Source organism: Delftia sp. ZNC0008 (assembly GCF_000799035.1).
Lineage (GTDB): Bacteria > Pseudomonadota > Gammaproteobacteria > Burkholderiales > Burkholderiaceae_C > Comamonas > Comamonas tsuruhatensis.
Map to the genome: position 1 here is coordinate 1 of NZ_JTKZ01000662.1, position 15,011 is coordinate 15,011.

At 66.7% G+C, this 15,011-nt stretch carries 16 protein-coding genes and 1 pseudogene; 5 read left to right on the top strand and 12 right to left on the bottom strand.

Annotated elements, in window-relative coordinates; genetic code table 11:
* The first annotated feature begins 217 nt into the window (after positions 1–217).
* A complete protein-coding gene (locus L995_RS21770) occupies positions 218–757 on the top strand; it encodes a DUF2721 domain-containing protein (protein ID WP_052195848.1) in 540 nt (179 codons plus the stop codon).
* A gap of 30 nt (positions 758–787) precedes the next feature.
* Here the strand turns inward: L995_RS21770 and L995_RS34705 are convergent, their stop codons facing one another.
* The 7 genes from L995_RS34705 to L995_RS21805 all read right to left on the bottom strand — a co-directional run bounded on the left by L995_RS34705 (position 788) and on the right by L995_RS21805 (position 8,951).
* Positions 788–1,237: a type IV pilin protein gene (locus L995_RS34705; RefSeq protein WP_047473680.1), complete on the bottom strand. Its 450-nt coding sequence runs from the start codon at positions 1,235–1,237 to the stop codon at positions 788–790.
* Between the two features lie 2 nt (positions 1,238–1,239).
* Positions 1,240–4,575, bottom strand: a complete 3,336-nt coding sequence (locus L995_RS31475; RefSeq protein ID WP_156136112.1) for a PilC/PilY family type IV pilus protein — start codon at positions 4,573–4,575, stop codon at positions 1,240–1,242.
* A 10-nt stretch (positions 4,576–4,585) separates the two neighbouring features.
* A complete protein-coding gene (locus L995_RS21785; protein ID WP_082001604.1) occupies positions 4,586–5,149 on the bottom strand; it encodes a pilus assembly PilX family protein in 564 nt (187 codons plus the stop codon).
* Positions 5,146–6,246 (bottom strand): PilW family protein, encoded by a 1,101-nt coding sequence (locus tag L995_RS21790; protein WP_047473681.1) that lies wholly within the window; start codon positions 6,244–6,246, stop codon positions 5,146–5,148. Before L995_RS21790 ends, L995_RS21785 begins: the two co-directional genes overlap by 4 nt.
* Complete coding sequence (gene pilV / locus L995_RS31480; protein WP_052195851.1) at positions 6,243–6,731, bottom strand: type IV pilus modification protein PilV; 489 nt, start codon at positions 6,729–6,731, stop codon at positions 6,243–6,245. The genes L995_RS21790 and pilV overlap by 4 nt, the downstream gene beginning before the upstream one ends.
* 19 nt (positions 6,732–6,750) lie before the next feature.
* Positions 6,751–7,593: a GspH/FimT family pseudopilin gene (locus L995_RS31485; protein ID WP_197065173.1), complete on the bottom strand. Its 843-nt coding sequence runs from the start codon at positions 7,591–7,593 to the stop codon at positions 6,751–6,753.
* A gap of 452 nt (positions 7,594–8,045) precedes the next feature.
* Positions 8,046–8,951 carry an HTH-type transcriptional regulator ArgP gene (locus L995_RS21805; protein WP_017404434.1) on the bottom strand — a complete coding sequence of 302 codons (906 nt, stop codon included), beginning with the start codon at positions 8,949–8,951 and terminating at the stop codon, positions 8,046–8,048.
* Between the two features lie 71 nt (positions 8,952–9,022).
* Here L995_RS21805 and L995_RS21810 point away from each other — a divergent pair, with 71 nt between their 5' ends.
* Positions 9,023–9,673 carry a LysE/ArgO family amino acid transporter gene (locus L995_RS21810; protein ID WP_047473682.1) on the top strand — a complete coding sequence of 217 codons (651 nt, stop codon included), beginning with the start codon at positions 9,023–9,025 and terminating at the stop codon, positions 9,671–9,673.
* A 9-nt stretch (positions 9,674–9,682) separates the two neighbouring features.
* Here L995_RS21810 and L995_RS21815 read toward each other — a convergent pair whose 3' ends face one another.
* Positions 9,683–9,994, bottom strand: coding sequence for a hypothetical protein (locus L995_RS21815; protein WP_047473683.1), 312 nt, complete (start codon positions 9,992–9,994; stop codon positions 9,683–9,685).
* 30 nt (positions 9,995–10,024) lie between these two features.
* A complete protein-coding gene (locus tag L995_RS21820) occupies positions 10,025–10,522 on the bottom strand; it encodes an Lrp/AsnC family transcriptional regulator (protein WP_047473684.1) in 498 nt (165 codons plus the stop codon).
* Positions 10,523–10,630: 108 nt separating this feature from the next.
* Between L995_RS21820 and L995_RS21825 the strand changes: the two genes are divergently transcribed.
* Positions 10,631–11,533 (top strand): EamA family transporter, encoded by a 903-nt coding sequence (locus L995_RS21825; RefSeq protein WP_047473685.1) that lies wholly within the window; start codon positions 10,631–10,633, stop codon positions 11,531–11,533.
* A 92-nt stretch (positions 11,534–11,625) separates the two neighbouring features.
* On the opposite strand, the gene L995_RS21830 is transcribed toward L995_RS21825, so the two are convergent.
* Positions 11,626–12,411 (bottom strand): MetQ/NlpA family ABC transporter substrate-binding protein, encoded by a 786-nt coding sequence (locus L995_RS21830; protein WP_017404430.1) that lies wholly within the window; start codon positions 12,409–12,411, stop codon positions 11,626–11,628.
* Between the two features lie 198 nt (positions 12,412–12,609).
* Here L995_RS21830 and L995_RS21835 point away from each other — a divergent pair, with 198 nt between their 5' ends.
* Positions 12,610–12,828: a DUF3820 family protein gene (locus L995_RS21835; protein ID WP_017404429.1), complete on the top strand. Its 219-nt coding sequence runs from the start codon at positions 12,610–12,612 to the stop codon at positions 12,826–12,828.
* A 40-nt stretch (positions 12,829–12,868) separates the two neighbouring features.
* Here the strand turns inward: L995_RS21835 and L995_RS21840 are convergent, their stop codons facing one another.
* Positions 12,869–14,209 carry an aminotransferase-like domain-containing protein gene (locus tag L995_RS21840; protein ID WP_016453031.1) on the bottom strand — a complete coding sequence of 447 codons (1,341 nt, stop codon included), beginning with the start codon at positions 14,207–14,209 and terminating at the stop codon, positions 12,869–12,871.
* 102 nt (positions 14,210–14,311) lie between these two features.
* Between L995_RS21840 and L995_RS21845 the strand changes: the two genes are divergently transcribed.
* Positions 14,312–14,797, top strand: a complete 486-nt coding sequence (locus tag L995_RS21845; protein ID WP_047473686.1) for a PaaI family thioesterase — start codon at positions 14,312–14,314, stop codon at positions 14,795–14,797.
* Between the two features lie 63 nt (positions 14,798–14,860).
* On the opposite strand, the pseudogene L995_RS21850 reads toward L995_RS21845, so the two are convergent.
* Positions 14,861–15,011, bottom strand: a pseudogene (locus L995_RS21850) (ABC transporter substrate-binding protein); the annotation flags it as partial.

The window sequence follows — 15,011 nt, forward strand, 5'->3', positions numbered from 1 at the left end:
CCGCGTGGCGCCGCTGGGCGTGGTCCGCCGCCGCGACCGGGCGCCCGCCCTGCTGGACCAGATGCTTTCGCTGTGCGCGCAGGTTCTGCCGGCACCCCCGGCGCGCTGAAAGCGGGCGGCATGGCTTCTTGCGGCCCCGGTTGCGGCCACAATACTGTCCGCGCGAAAACACGGCAGCATGGCCGCACCAGACAACAGAAAGCACGCAGAGGACCGCATGATCAATTGGTCGCTAGACGCCGATACCGTCACCCACAGCATCCAGCTGGCGCTGGCGCCGGTGTTCTTCCTGACGGCCGTGGCCGGCATGATAGGCGCCGTTGCCGGGCGGCTGGCCCGCATCATCGACCGCGCGCGCAAGCTGGAGGAACTGCTGCGCACGCCGCAGGAGGAGGAATTCATCGCGCGCAGCCTGACCGAGCTGCACTTTCTGCGCAAGCGCGGCCGGCTGGCCAATGTCTGCATAGGGCTGCTGACCGTCTGCGGCTTTTGCATCGGCCTGACCATTGCCCTGCTGTTCCTGGGCGAGGCCTACGGCATCAACGGCCATGGCTATGCGGTGCTGGGCTTTCTGTTCGGCGTGCTGATGTTTCTCTCGGCCCTGGCCTGCTTTCTCTGGGAAACCATCATGGCCACCAGCCTGCTGGACTTCCACACCCTGACCCGCGTGCGCGCGGCCGTGCGCACCATACAGCGGCCGGAACCTGCCGGACCCGGGGCGCCGGCCCCCAGCCCTGGGCGGGGCAGCGAACCCTGAGCGCGGCTGCCGGGCCACGCTGCGCAGCTGCTACCAGCAATCGCGTGCAGGCAGGGTGCCATTGCGGACCCCACCCACGCCCAGGTGGTCGTAGGTGAAGGTATGGCATTTGTCGCTGAGCTGGCTTCGCAGCGGTGAGGCAATGAGGGTGTAGCTCGATGCGGCGGGGTCAGGACTCAGCGACAGTTCGTAGAAACCGTCGGGAGATCGGCTGGCATAGACGCCGGTGCCCCCCAGCGTCGCACCCTCGTAGGTCAGGTTGGCGGAAAAGTACTTCTCCATGGCGCCTGCGGCCTCCAGCAAGGCGCGCCTGCCATCGGTGCGGCGGGACTTGCGCAGGTATTCGGCATAGCTGGGATAGGCGATGGCCGACAGGATGCCGATCACGGCCACCACCACCATCAGCTCGATCAGGGTGAAGCCGCGTGCCACCCGGCGGCGGCGGTCGGGTGTCGGGAACGGGTTGTTCTGCCTTCTCATGCTCAGTCCAGGCCCAGCGGATGGATGTCGGCCGGTGTGTCCTCGCGCCAGGAGATGCGCCTGTTGCTCAGTGATCCCTTGCTTTCGGCCAGCGACTGCAGGCCAGCGGTGCTGTTCATGACCTTGGTTTCCTGCTTGCCGTTGCTCAGGATGGCGGGCTGCGAGCTGATGCCGTCCAGCCGCGTGCCCCCGGTGGCGCGGTCGTTGTCGCCGTAGCGGTCGCTGCCGTCCACCGTACCGTCGCCGTTGATGTCGAACAGGCCGTCGGCATACTTCTCCGCGCCCTGGCCGTCCAGCGAGAGTTCCATCAGCCAGCTATGGCCGCCTGCCGTACACATCTGCGTGCTGGGCACGGCCGTGGTGAAGATGATGCGGTCGCGGCGCAGCATGGGATGGGTGATCAAGCGCTCGCCCGCGTCGGCCAGCGGCATGAGCCAGTTCCTGTTGCCGGGGCGGCCGTCGGAGATCAGCCGCAGGGACATCTGCGTGGTGCGGCCATCGCCGTTGGCAGCGCCGGCGTCGACACTGGTGACCTTCAGCACGCTGTGGCTTGCGGAGGAGCCCCCGGTGCCTTCGTCCAGCAGGCTGAAGAAGTACTGGGATGCGGAGGCCGGGGCCGCAGCGTCATGGTCGCCGACCTCGAAGCTCTTGCCCGTGCCGTACAGCAGCTGCACGTGGGATTGCAGCGTGCCGTGGCTGATCTTGGCCTCAGGCCGCGTGGTGATGGGCTGCCCGTGGAAGCTGCCGCCCCAGGGGGTGGTCATCGGTGCAGGAGTGCCGTTGACCGACGGCACGATCCCGCCCCCGTCCCCGCTCGCGGCCATGAGGTCGAAGCGCCACATGTTGCCCTGCAGGTCTCCCGCATAGACGCGGTCCACCAGCCCGTCGTCGTCCAGGTCCACGGCGGCCGGCGTGCTCAGGCCATTGGGCCACCTGCGCTGGCTGTCTTGCACGCCTCGGCGAGTGTCCCATTTACTGTGCAGCGCGCCGGTCTCCAGGTTGAGGGCGTACAGCACGGCATTGCCGCTGGTGCTGGCCGCGCCGTCCGCCTCCACATTGTTGTAGCCGTTGCCGAACAGGGCCATCCAGCCTGCCCGGGTCCTGGCGATGGAAGGCTGTGCGAAGCTGTAGCCCATGTCTCCATCGAAACCGGCGGCCAGGTTGCTGCCCGGTGCGCGCCGGTCGCGGTCGCCGAACTCCCACAGCACGGTGTTCGCAGCGGTGGCTTCGGTGATCGCATCGGGGTCGGTGATGTCCAGCGCGTACACGCCCTGGCCGCCTGCGCCCAGTCCCCCCACGAGGATGGTCCGCCACCGGCCGCCGATGAAGGCATCGGCCACCATGGGCGAGCCGTCCACGTAGAAGCGGTGGCGGTAGCCCGGCTCGGACAGCTGGCGCAGTTGGGGGATCACGGTCGAGGGGACATAGGCGAAGCGCTCCTGGCCCGTGTCCGCGTCGAAGGCATGCAGCATGCCGTCGTTGGCTCCCACGTAGACCATTTTGCGGCGGTTGGCCCGTGCCTTGCGGAACTCGCGGTAGGAGGCCTCGGAGTAGGGCATCTCGGGCGCGCCCACATACACCGGGGCCGAGTTGACGATGTCGCCCAGCAGGCTGGTGCGCCTGCGCAGGGGTCCACGGGGCGCTTCCTGCGCCTGGCTGCCCCGCAGGTAGGCCAGCACGTCGCGCGATCCGATCTGGCCCTGCTGCTCAGGGTTCAGCGCATCCCAGGCAAAGGCCACGCCTTTGCGCGTATCGGGTCGGTAGCTGAGGATGGTGCGCGCCCCAGGAATGCGGGCTTCCCACTGCGCCTGTTCGGTCACCGTGCTGCCTCCGATGCGGTGCGCCGACAGCGTGCCGCTCCAGTCGCGGGGGTCGAAGCGGGCCTGGTAGATCCTGGTGCTGCTGGACACGTTGGTGGAGTTGGCCGCCACGGCGGCCGTGCTGGAGGAGCGGGCGGCGATGTCGGCGAAGATCGCCTGCAGGGCGGTATCGAGGGTCGCGGGGTCGTTGGCCGCGAAGGCGCGCTCCGTGCCCCCGGCGGCGGCCACCTCGTTCAATTGCTCGGGATTGGTGCCGAAAGGCAGGGCGAATCCGATGACGAAGGTCTCCACGTTGGCCTCTTGCCTGAGGCGCCGCGCGGCCTCTGCCGTCTGGCGCAGGCCGGCCGCCATGTCCTGGATGATGGTGCCGTCGGGCCGGGTCGAGGGCAGGCCGTCGGTGAGCAGCACCACAAAGTTGCGGCCGCAGGACTGGGGCAGCGGATAGCAGGCGGGCACATAGCCTTCTGCCGCATCGCGCCAACTGCCCCCCTCGCCCTGGAAGTAGTCGAACGCCGTCAGCAGCGTGCCCTCCAGCGGCGTACTGCCCGCGTTCTGCAGGGGCAGGGCGGGATTGGTCGGCCCGTTGACCTCAAACTGCGAGGTGGCCAGCTTGCGATCCAGCGCGGCCCTGTGGGCGCCGTCCAGCGGCCGGATGGGCTGGTGCAGGAAGCCGCGGCCTGGAAAGCGGCGGGAACCGTCATTGTTGCGCCACCCGTTGCTGAACCAGGCCAAGCCTATGGGCGTGAGGAATATCTGCCTGCCGAAGTCGAAGATGCCCTGGGCGAAGTCGGAGTCGGTGGCCTCGAAAGGTCCCTCGAACCAGAAGTCGTCATAGCCCGCAATGACGGTGTTGTCGGTACCTATCTTGCTGCGGAAGCAGGCATAGCGGTCCCAGGGGCCATCGGGTGTCTCGGTTGTGCGGAAGCCGTCGGGATTGGCGGGCGTGGCCGCGGCGTTGGCTGTGGCGGAAAAGCAGTGGGCGGCCGTGTTGCCGAGGCCGTACATCGGCAAGGCCACGTTGAAGTGGATGAAGCGCCCAGGGTCGTTGGGGTTGGGGAGGCGGAAGCGCTTGTTGTCGGGGCTGGCGCGCGGGCCTTCCCAGTCCCGGTTCCAGTGCCTGGGGTTGTAGCTGACGTCGTACAGCGAGTTGCCCAGGCTGGTGATGTCAACGTGGTCGTTCTGCTGGTAGGCCATCAGGCCCAAGTTCATGCGCCCCTGGTGGCGTTCAATGATGGTGCGGGCCGCGGTGCGGGCGATTTCGGACTTGCTGTTCGCACTGGCGCTGCCCACGGCCCAGCCGTTGGGTGCCTCGTCCATGCTGTTGGAGTTGTCCATGATGAGCAGCACGTTGGGCGTGGCGTTCTGCGTGGCCATCAGGGGCACCTGTGAGATGTTCAGGGGCACGGGGCGCGCCGGTTGCTGCGCGCGGGGGCCGGCCATGCAGGCGAGCAGCAGCATCGCCACTGCCGCCGGCAAGAGGGGGTGCTGGGCTGGCTTTTGCAGAGGGAGTTTGCGCATGGTCTTTCCTTCAATTGATGTACATGCTTTGCAGCACCACCCGCGAGGCCGGACTGCCATCGGCGCGCCGGGCCGCTCCCATGCCGATGGCCGTCACGCGAAAGACGGGAGGGCGGCCCTGGTCGGCGCCATAGCCCTGCACCACCACGCTTTGCGCAGGGGTCTCCAGCCGCTCGATGAGGTAGCGCGGTGTCGGGGCTCCCTGGGGGCCGGGGGCGGTCTGCCCGGTGTGCGTGCCCAGCGCCACGCCCAGCGTGTCCTGGGCAATGAGCGCCACGGACCACGAGCTGCCGTCTTCCCTGGGCAGGCACAGGCCCGCTGTGCAGGCATCGTCAAAGGCCTCCAGGGCCGGGTTGCGGGTGGTGATGTCCTGCTCCCCGTCGCGCAGCGCGGCCTCGGCGGCCTGGAAGGCGATGTGCCAGTCGTTGCGGTTGCCCGTGGACCGGCCCTGCAGCAGGCCCATGTTCATGGCGGCCAGCGACAGCATCACCAGGGCCATCATGATGATCATGGTGGTGATGAGCGCTAGGCCGCCCTGTGTCCGTATTTGTTTCCGTGTCCTTGCCATGCTCATTCCACCCGGTTTCGCAGCGTGAAGACCGCGCTGAATTCACGGTACAGCCGCCGGTCGGCGGCGGTGGCGCGCCGGGGGGCGCCGTTGCTGTCGCGATAGAAGGTGTAGCTCTGGGGTGCGTGCAGCAGCGCACCCATGCCAGGCGCGGAGGCCATGAGAAGGCGCACTTCCACGGCGCGCACGGCAGGAGGCGGTGGTGGCGGAGTCGGACCCGGCGTCGTCGCTCTGCCGGCCAGGCCGGAGCCGGTGTTGTTCCATACGCTGTTGCCCGGCGCCTCTTGCTGCACGGCGGCCGAGGGCTGGCCGTGTATGGACTCGATCTTGAGATCCACGGCCCCTTCGGCCAGCATGCGGCAGCTCAGGTCGTTGGCTTTGCCTTGCCCGGACATGGGATCGATCTGGCTGCTGGAGCAGTGGATGAGGCCGGTGGCGCTGCCGTTCTTGAGCCGCCCGATGAAGAACAGGTCATTGACTGCGGGCAGCACGCGTGCGTCGCGCTTGAGGAGCGTCAGGCCGCAGGCGCCCCGGTCCGGGGAGAAACCGGAAATTCCCGATCCGGGCGGGGGCTGGATGCAGGTATCCAGGAGCGCCCGGCGGGAAATGTAGGTCTGCGAGCAATCGGTCGCGACGACCACATCGTTGTCGCTCAGTTGCTGGCTGCTCTTGTGCGTGCCCGTGCCCGCTGTCCTGAGCACGTCCGACCGGGCGCTGGCCTGGGCGGGGACATCTTCCGCGAAACTGGTCCAGGCATCCTGTGCCTGTCCGCGCCGGATGCCTATGGGGTCCAGCAGGTTCCAGTGGGGCCCGAGCCTTTCGGGCTCGGCGATGAAGGGGGGAACCTTGGTCAGGGCCGTGCTGCAGCCCGTGAAGCCCGCATTGCGCACCGCCTGGCCCATAACGCCAAAGCTCAGGCGTGCATCGCTTTGCATGCGCGCCAGTGCATTTTCATGGCGCAGCAGGCCTCTTGCGTTCACATACAGTCCCACCAAGGCGGCCAGGAGAAACAGGGCGATGACCACCGCCACCATGAGTTCCACCAGGGTCAGGCCCTGTTGCGGGCCTTGCTGCGGGCCACGGGATGCCAGCCGATCTCTCATGGGATGACCTCGATGCTGTGTTCTTCGGGGTTTCCATCCCCGCTGCGGGAATGGCTCCAGGTCACGGTGATGAGGGTCTTGCCTTGGGCCGTCTTGACGCTGCCCTGGCCCTGGGCCAGGGCGTTGCCCAGGTCCCTTTGCCACAGGCACAGCCTGTACTGGGCATGGGCCTTGTCGTCGCCGCCTTCGCCAGGGTCGCTGCAGGATCTGGGCGCGGTGCCGCCACCGCCGTCGAAGTCGCCTGCCAGTGCGCCCCGGCGGTTGGCGCGCAGGCGTTCCACCATCTCGGCGGCCTTTTGCACGGCCGCCGTGCGCTGGTAGGAGGCATTGAGGTCGCCCAGGTTCTGATAGAGCCCCTTGAGGGTGCCCAGCAGGCCGGCGGAAATGACCACCAGGGTGACCATGACCTCCACCAGCGTGAAGCCTGCCTGCGATGCGGCAGCTGCGGAGGGGGTGGGAGCGGGGTGTGGATCCTTCCTGTCCATGCGAAGTCCTCGCTTGTGTTCAGAGGCCGGAAGCGGCGCCGGCGCAGTCCACGGCTTGCGGCTTGCTGCTGCCAGAGGCGCGGGGCAACGGGTCGCGCGGTGCCAGGTCCTGCAGGCCACCGGCATACATGGCGATATGGCGGGCGGGCAGGTGCCGGGCGCGACTCGGGCAGGCCGTGAAGGTCACGTCGGGGTTGCAGGGGTAGGCCACGCGGTGGACCTGCTCGGCGCCCGGTGCGCCCCGGCGGGCCGTGGGCCAGCAGATCTGCCCGTCCGGAAGCGCGTGTACGGCGTGGCCCGCCGATTTCATGCCCTGGCCGCCCGTCGGATACCAGGCGAAGAGATCCACGCTGCGCACGCTGGGAAACACCCTGAGGACCTGGTCGTCCTCGTCGATCACGCGGGGGGTGCTGCCGTCGCTGAAGGCGATCAGCTCGCCGGACCAATCCTGGAGCCCCTGATAGGGACCACTGCCGATGGCGGTGTCGCTGCAGGCCTTGCGGTCCGCGCTGGCAGGGCAGATGGTGATGCGCTGGTTGCGTCGTCCCGCCTCGTGCTGGGCCATGCGCAGGGCCGCGGACAGGCGCATCAGTGCGGACTCCTGCTGGCTGGTCTGCACCATGTCGTTCATGTTGGGGGCGGCAATGGCCAGCAGGATGACCACCACAGCCAGGGTCACCATGATCTCCACCAGGGTGAAGCCCTGGTGGCGCCCTGCGGGCGGCGCAGGCATGCCGCCGGCTTCGCGGCGCCGCTGGCATGCCGCATGCGCAATGAATGGAATGCGCAAATGAAAAGCGAAGGAGTACTCCTGCATTGCCTGTCCCGTGTATTCGTTCCTGTGTATTCCTGTGGTGGTCATAGGCGAATCCTGAATATCCGGCAATGGAGGCATTGCCGGAGATGCCGATTTCCTGGATATGGCAAGTGTTTCGAGGCGCGTCTATTGCCTGCGTGATTTTCAAAAAGAGTGGCAGCTTTATGAAATTGCCTTGAGGCCCGCGAATTCTCTAGGCTCACTGCAAATGATGTCAAGGCTTTTCAGAAAATCTGAGTCCTTCTTTTTGCCCCCCGGGACGCTTGTATCTGCCTTATGGGAATGCTCCTATTTGATTTCTAGGATTGTTCCTGTTTGCATTTTCCTGGCGTGCGCGGGATTATCTTCTGACGCCTGTATTTCAGCGGATTCAATGAATGGAAGACCTGTTTGTTTCCGGTATTGCGATGATCCCGGGCCGGCAAAAACGCATTGGCCGGGGATGTGGATTCGACGGAGTGGGCGAGGCGGGGAAAGAGGGGCCGTCAATGGCCCCCTCACTCCATCGGGTCAAGACAGGCGGCTGCCGCCTGGATCACGCAGTCCGTCAGCCGCTGCAGGCTGGCCTGCGCATTGCGCGCATGGGCCCAGTACATGGGAATGTCCAGATCGTTGCCGGGCAGCAGCTCCACCAGGCTGCCTTCGGCCAGTTGCGCGCCGATCATCAGCGGCGGGTGCATGCCCCAGCCCATGCCCAGCTCGCAGGCCCGCGTATAGCCCTGGTTGGACGGCAGAAAGTGGCGCGGCGTGCTGCGCCGGCCTTCCGCGCCCAGGCGCTGCAGCCACTGGTCCTGCAGGCTGTCCTTGCGGCCATAGCTCATCATGGGCGTGCGTGCCATGGCCTCGGGCGTGATGCCGTCCTTGAGGTAGCGGCGGATGAAATCGGGACTGGCGGCCGCCACGTAGCGCATGCGTCCCAGCGGCCAGGTGTTGCAGCCCGGAATGGCCGAGGACGTGGCCGTGACGGCGGCCAGCACCTCGCCCTCGCGGATGCGCTTGGCCGTGTGGTCCTGGTCGTCGATGCTGATGTCCAGCAGCTCGTTGCCGTCGCGCGTGAAGGCGGACATGGCGTCCATGAACCAGGTGGACAGCGAGTCGGCATTGACGGCCAGCTTGAGCGTGGGCAGGGCCGTCTGGCCCTCGGGCACCAGTTCGGGGTTCTTGCGGCGCAGGTCGTTTTCCAGCAGGGCGACCTGCTCCACATGCAGGCACAGGCGGCGGCCTGCCTCCGTGCCTGAACAGGGCTGGCCGCGCAGCACCAGCACCTGGCCCACGCGCTCTTCCAGCAGCTTGATGCGCTGGGAGACGGCCGAGGGCGTGACGTGCAGCTTGCGCGCCGCGCGTTCGAAGCTGCCTTCGCGCACCACGGCTGCCAGGGCTTCGAGTCCGGCGTAGTCGAGCATTTAGATATTCTTCATTTGATTGAGTAAATGTAATTTTACTTAACCATTTGCGAGCCAGACAATCCCTGCCCATGTGGACTGCAAATGTTTCTTCTTCCTGGCTGGCGGGCTTTACGGTCTGCCTGTCGCTCATCGTCTCCATCGGAGCCCAGAACCTGTATGTGCTGCGCCAGGCCGTGCACGGCCAGCATGTACGCGCCTGCGTGGCATGGTGCGTGGTCAGCGACGTGGTGCTCATCGGCCTGGGCGTGGCGGGCATGGCCCGGCTGCTGGGCGACAACCCCGACCTGGCCCGCTACCTGACGCTGGGCGGCGCCCTGTTCCTGCTGGCCTATGGGCTGATCGCGCTGTGGCGCATGGCCATGGCGCCCGATGCGCAACTGGCGGCATCGGGCGGGCAACTGGCCCCGCGTGGCCTGCTGGGCGTGGTCTCCACGCTGGCCGTGATCACCCTGTTCAACCCCCATGTCTATCTGGACACGGTGCTGCTCATGGGCTCCATCGGCGCGCGCCAGGAAGGCGTGCTCAAGTGGGTCTATGTGGTGGGCGCCGCATCGGCCAGCCTGTCGTGGTTCGTGGCGCTGGCCTTTGCGGGCCGCCGCATGAAGCGCCTGTTCGAGAAGCCGCAGGCCTGGCGCATTCTCGATGGCCTCACGGGCGTGATGATGCTGGCGCTGGCCTGGTGGGTGGCTGGCAGCGCGTTGGCACCGGCAGTTGGCTGACGGCGCAGATCAGTCTGCGGCCGGGGCTTGTTCGCCGGGCGCCCAGGTGCCCACGGCCTCGATGAGGTTCCAGCTGTTGCATTCGATGCAGTAGTGGCCCGTGGCGCCGGTCTTCTGGCTGGTCGCCTCGATGACGACCTTGTGGCCATGGCGCTGGGCCTCGGACAAGGGCTGGATCTTGTCGTAGTTGTATTGCTCGGCCAGGTCGCCCCTGAAGGAAATGGTGATGCGCTCGCGCTTGGGATAGTAGTCACGCTCGTACTTGTCGAGGGTGCGTGTGGCGACGAGGCGGGCCATGCTGTCCGGTGAAGGTGCGCTCAAAGCAGTCTCCTGGTGTATGTCTAGGTTGTGTCAACTTGTTTCATTGTCGGGCTTGTGTTCTGCCATCGGCAACTGCAGCCCGGTCTTGATGCGTTCCAGAGCGATCGAGGTGGTGTAGCGCCGGATGTTGTCGTCTCCGGAGAACAGCCGCGCCGCCAGCGCCTGGTACTCCTGCATATCGGCAGCCGTGACGATCAATGAATAGTCGGCTTCCCCGGTCACGTAGTAGCACTGCTGCACGGCGGGCTCGCGCGCCACGCGCGCGCGAAAGGCCAGGGACAGGTCCGGGCGCTCGTTGGCCAGCTGCACGTTGATGAGCACGGTGAGCGGGCGCCCCGTGCGCACGGGATCGATCACGGCCACGTTGGCCGTGATCACACCCAGCTCCTGCAGGCGCCGTATGCGCCGCTGCACGGCCGGTGCCGAAAGGTGTACCTGCTCGGCAATGAGGCGCTGCGGCGTGAGGTTGTCGCGCTGGAGCACGTCGAGGATGGCGCGGTCAAAAGTATCGAGTGCGATGGCGGGCATGGGGGAGGGGCGGAAAACGGGTGCGGGGCGGTCGGAAAGAGCGAATATTGCGCGAAGAGGCCCCAAAACGAGCCTTTTGCAACGCTGGCCTGCAATATCGTACGGGCCATGACAACAAACACCACATGGAACCGCGCCTGGCCCCTGCTGGCCGTGCTGGGCTCGGTCACGGCACTGGGCGTGGGCACTTCACTGGCCAAGCAGCTTTTTCCGGTGCTGGGCGCCCAGGGCACTTCGGCATTGCGCGTGGGCTTTGCCGCGCTGATCCTGGTGGCCATCTGGCGGCCCTGGCGCTGGACGCTGGCCCGCCCCCAGGCCTGGGCGCTGCTGCGTTTCGGCGTGGCGCTGGGCGCCATGAACCTGCTGTTCTACATGGCGCTGCGCACCATTCCCTTTGGCCTGGCCGTGGCCATCGAATTCTCCGGTCCGCTGGCCGTGGCCATCTACCACTCGCGCCGGCCGGTGGACTTTGTCTGGCTGGCGCTGGCCGTGGCGGGGCTGGCCCTGATTTTGCCGATAGGGGGCGCCGGCGCGGGCGGATTGGTGCTGGAGCCCGTGGGCATTGCCTGCGCCGTGGGCGCTGCCATCTGCTGGGCGCTGTACATCCTGCTGGGCCAGCGGCTGGGCAGCATTCCCAGCGGCCAGGCCGTGTCGCTGGGCCTGGTGTTCGCTGCCATGGTGGTGGTGCCCTTCGGCGTGGCCGAGGCGGGGGCCAAGCTGCTGCAGCCATCCATACTTCTTTTCGGGTTGATGGTTGCGGCCATCTCCAGCGCCTTGCCCTACACGCTGGAGATGATGGCCCTGCGCCGCCTGCCGCCCGCCACCTTCGGCATCGCGCTTGCAACTGAGCCCGCGATAGCCGCCCTCATGGGCATGCTGCTGCTGCATGAGCAACTGGTGGGAACGCAGTGGCTGGCCATTGCCTGCATCATGGGCGCGGCCATGGGCAGCGCCATCACGCGGCCGGCTGCTGCGGCCAAGGCGCCGGCGGAGGTGGCCTCCGCAGGCTGAGGCAGGGAATGCCAGCCACAAAAAAAGCGCTGCCCCGGCAGCGCTTTTTTTTCGCGGCGGTCGCAGCCGGCAAGGCTGCGGCCACCTCGCATTCAGAACGCGGGAACGACGGCGCCCTTGTACTTCTCGACGATGAACTTCTTCACATCAGGCGTGTGCAGTGCGTTCATCAGCTTGGCGATGTTGGGATCGTTGGCGCGGTCCTGGCGCGACACCACGATGTTGGTGTAGGGCGAGTCGGCACCTTCGATGAACAGCGCATCCTTGGTGGGATTGAGCTTGGCCTCGATGGCGTAGTTGGTGTTGATCAGCGCCAGGTCCACATCGCCCAGTGCGCGCGGCAGCAGCGGGGCTTCGAGTTCCTTGAACTTGAGCTTCTTGGGGTTCTTGGCCACATCCAGCGGCGTGGGCGTCAGGCTCTTGGGGTCCTTGAGCTCGATCAGGCCCTGCTTGGCCAGCAGGATCAGGGCGCGGCCGCCGTTGGAGGGGTCGTTGGGGATGGCAATGGTGGCGCCGTCCTTCAGATCCTTGACGTTCTTGATCTTCTGCGAGTAGCCGCCGAAGGGCTCCACATGGACCTTGCCATTGGGCACGGCCACCAGCGAGGTCTTGCGGTCCTTGTTGTAGCTGTCCAGGTAGGGCTGGTGCTGGAAGAAGTTCACGTCCAGCTGCTTGTCCTCGACGGCCGCATTGGGCTGCACGTAGTCGCTGAATTCCTTGATCTGCAGATCGATGCCCTGGGCCTTCAGCGCGGGCTTGATGTGATTGAGGATTTCTGCATGCGGCACGGCCGTGGCACCGACCTTGAGCACGTCGGCGGCCTGGGCTGTCAGTGCCAGCGTGGCAATCGCGATTGCGGAGAGGGCTTTCTTCAACATGACCGGAGGACTTTCTTCAACGGGTTGCGATAAAACGCCGCCGGCCCGGGAGAACGGCTCCGCGTCGGGCTTGGCGGCAGGCAGGCGCATAGTCTAGTGCTGCGCCAGGGGCCGCGTTGAACATTTTTGATATTTGGTTATAAGGCTGTGGTTTTTTATGCGGATTCTTGCGATGGCGCAGCGCGTACCATCGCCGCCATGGACTCCGAAATGCTGCAAAAGCTGGTGCAGGTGCAAATGCCCTATGGCAAGTACAAGGGCCGGCTGATCGCCGATCTTCCCGGCAACTATCTGAACTGGTTCGCACGCGAGGGCTTTCCCAAGGGAGAGCTGGGCCAACTGCTGGCGCTGATGCAGGAGCTGGACCACAACGGCCTGTCGCACCTGCTGCAGCCGCTGCGCGACGGGCGGCGCTGAAGCGCAAGGCCCCTGAGCCGGGCCCTGGCCCGGCACAGGCTCAGGGCGGAAAGCCTTCCACGGTATCCCGCAACTGAACGAGCACGGCCTCCAGTTGCGGCAGAGGCACCGAACCCAGTCCCAGGCGCAGCGCATGCGGGGCATGGGGTGTCGTTGCGTAGGCGTGGGCCTGCGATACGGCGATGCCGCACTGGGCCAGCGCCGTGGCCACCCGGTCCATCCTCAGCTCCCCGGGCAGGCGCAGCCAGAGGAAGAGCGAGCAGGGGTGGGCCAGCATCTGCATTCCTGCCAGCGCCTTGCGCGCAATCGCCTGCCGGCGCCGTGCCTCCTGCCGCATGCGTTGTTCCTGCTGCCGCACGGAGCCGCTGGCCATCCAGCGCGTGGCCATGGCCGTGACCAGGCCCGGCATGCTCCAGTGGCTGGCGCGCACCACGGCCTTGACGCGGCCTGCCCATGCCTGGGGCACCACCATGAAGCCGAAGCGCAACCCGCTGGCCACGCTTTTCGAGAGGCTGGAGACGTGAATGCAGCGCTCTGGCGCCAGCGTTGCGAGGGCTGCGGGCGCCTTGCCTGCCAGAAAGGCATAGGCAGCATCCTCGATCAGCAGGCAATCGTGGCGCCTTGCGATCTCCACCAGGCGCTGGCGCTGCGCCAGCGGCATCACCCATCCCAGGGGGTTGTGCAGCGTGGGCATGGCATGGATGGCGCGTATGCGCCGGCGTGCGCACAGCCGCTCCAATGCATCGAGGTCGGGACCCTCGTCAAGGGCAGGGACCGGCTGTAGGTCCAGGTCCTGGAGCTCGGCCAGCATCCTGAAGCCCGGGTAGGTCAGCGCGTCCACGGCCACCGCATCGCCGGGCCGCAGCAGCGCACGCACGGCAATGTCCAGTCCTTGCTGCGCGCCGTTGACCAGGAAGATGCGTTCCGGCTCGGCAGCCAGGCCGCGTTCGCGGGCAAGGAAGTCGGCCACGATGCGCCGCTCGTGCAGCCGGCCGCCGGGCGGCTGCTGGTGCATGAGCGCAGCCAGGTCGCCCGAAGCAGCCAGCTCGCGCAGCATGGAGCGCAACAGCCCGGCCTGCCCCGGCCAGGTGGGATGGTTGAAGGACAGGTCGGCCGTGTCCGAACTCAGGCGGGATTCGTCGCTGCCATCCCATTCGCGCTGCTGCGGCCGATCCCGCACAAAGGTGCCGCGCCCGGTTTCGCCGATGACCAGGCCGAGGGAGGCCAGCCGCGCATACACCTTGCTGGCGGATGCCACGGCCATGCCATGGCGGGCCGCGAGGTCGCGGTGCGTGGGCATCAGCGTGCCGGGAGCGAGCCGGCCGGCGCGGATGTCTTCGGCCAGCCGTTCAGTCAGCAGAGCAACGCGAGAGGCAGCCATGGAGTGTAGTTAGGACAATTTTTTGATTGTTCCAGTCTAGGTCATCACACTGGCGAGACGGGCATTCCCGGGCCTTGCCCTCCCGCTCCAGACAGGAAATCCATGCATCTTCCCCGCACTTATCTCCCCGTGCTCGACTATCTGCAGCGGCAGATCGAAGGGCGGCTTGCCGCAGACGAGGCCACGCACATGCGCTATCCGACCGCGATCTCGCAGATGCTGGGGTTTCGCATAGTGGCCGTCGGCGAAGCCATGGCCGTCGTGGAGTTCGACGCCGATGCGCAGCGCCATGGCAACCAGCAGGGCACGGTCCATGGCGGGATGCTGTGCGAACTGGCCGATGCTGCCATAGGCACGGCGCATTCCACTTTGATGGAGCCAGGCCAGAGTTTCACCAGCATCGACCTGAAGGCGGCCTTCCTGCGCCCGGTCTGGCGCTCCAGGCTGTGCGCGCGGGCGTGGGCCGAGCACCGTGGGCGCACGATCAGCCACTACCGCTGTGAAATCGAGCGTGATGATGGCAAGGCCGTTGCGAGCATCGCCAGCGCCGTGTTGACGCTGCGTGGAGAGCATGCGCAAGGCCGTTGAAGCAGCCGCTGGACAAAACAGAAAGGCCGCGACAGGCGCGGCCTTTTGCAAGGAGCAGGCGGTTTACTTGGCGGCGGCGCGGGCGGCTTCTGCCTTGGCCTTGGCTTCATCGGCCTTGCGCTGCAGCTCGGCTGCCTCGGTTTCGGCGGCCTTGGCCTTGGCTTCGGCCTCCTTGGCGGCAGCGTCCTTTTCAGGGGTCATGGCGCCGGCCAGC

Coding starts and splice junctions, on each gene's coding strand:
- L995_RS21835 (WP_017404429.1), top strand. CDS start 12,610: ATGGACTCCGAAATGCTGCAAAAGCTGGTGCAGGTGCAAATGCCCTAT.
- L995_RS21830 (WP_017404430.1), bottom strand. CDS start 12,411: ATGTTGAAGAAAGCCCTCTCCGCAATCGCGATTGCCACGCTGGCACTG.
- L995_RS21790 (WP_047473681.1), bottom strand. CDS start 6,246: ATGAGAGATCGGCTGGCATCCCGTGGCCCGCAGCAAGGCCCGCAACAG.
- L995_RS21825 (WP_047473685.1), top strand. CDS start 10,631: ATGACAACAAACACCACATGGAACCGCGCCTGGCCCCTGCTGGCCGTG.
- L995_RS31485 (WP_197065173.1), bottom strand. CDS start 7,593: ATGACCACCACAGGAATACACAGGAACGAATACACGGGACAGGCAATG.
- L995_RS21805 (WP_017404434.1), bottom strand. CDS start 8,951: ATGCTCGACTACGCCGGACTCGAAGCCCTGGCAGCCGTGGTGCGCGAA.
- L995_RS21785 (WP_082001604.1), bottom strand. CDS start 5,149: ATGAGCATGGCAAGGACACGGAAACAAATACGGACACAGGGCGGCCTA.
- L995_RS21840 (WP_016453031.1), bottom strand. CDS start 14,209: ATGGCTGCCTCTCGCGTTGCTCTGCTGACTGAACGGCTGGCCGAAGAC.
- pilV (WP_052195851.1), bottom strand. CDS start 6,731: ATGGACAGGAAGGATCCACACCCCGCTCCCACCCCCTCCGCAGCTGCC.
- L995_RS21820 (WP_047473684.1), bottom strand. CDS start 10,522: ATGCCCGCCATCGCACTCGATACTTTTGACCGCGCCATCCTCGACGTG.
- L995_RS34705 (WP_047473680.1), bottom strand. CDS start 1,237: ATGAGAAGGCAGAACAACCCGTTCCCGACACCCGACCGCCGCCGCCGG.
- L995_RS21845 (WP_047473686.1), top strand. CDS start 14,312: ATGCATCTTCCCCGCACTTATCTCCCCGTGCTCGACTATCTGCAGCGG.
- L995_RS21810 (WP_047473682.1), top strand. CDS start 9,023: ATGTGGACTGCAAATGTTTCTTCTTCCTGGCTGGCGGGCTTTACGGTC.
- L995_RS21770 (WP_052195848.1), top strand. CDS start 218: ATGATCAATTGGTCGCTAGACGCCGATACCGTCACCCACAGCATCCAG.
- L995_RS31475 (WP_156136112.1), bottom strand. CDS start 4,575: ATGCGCAAACTCCCTCTGCAAAAGCCAGCCCAGCACCCCCTCTTGCCG.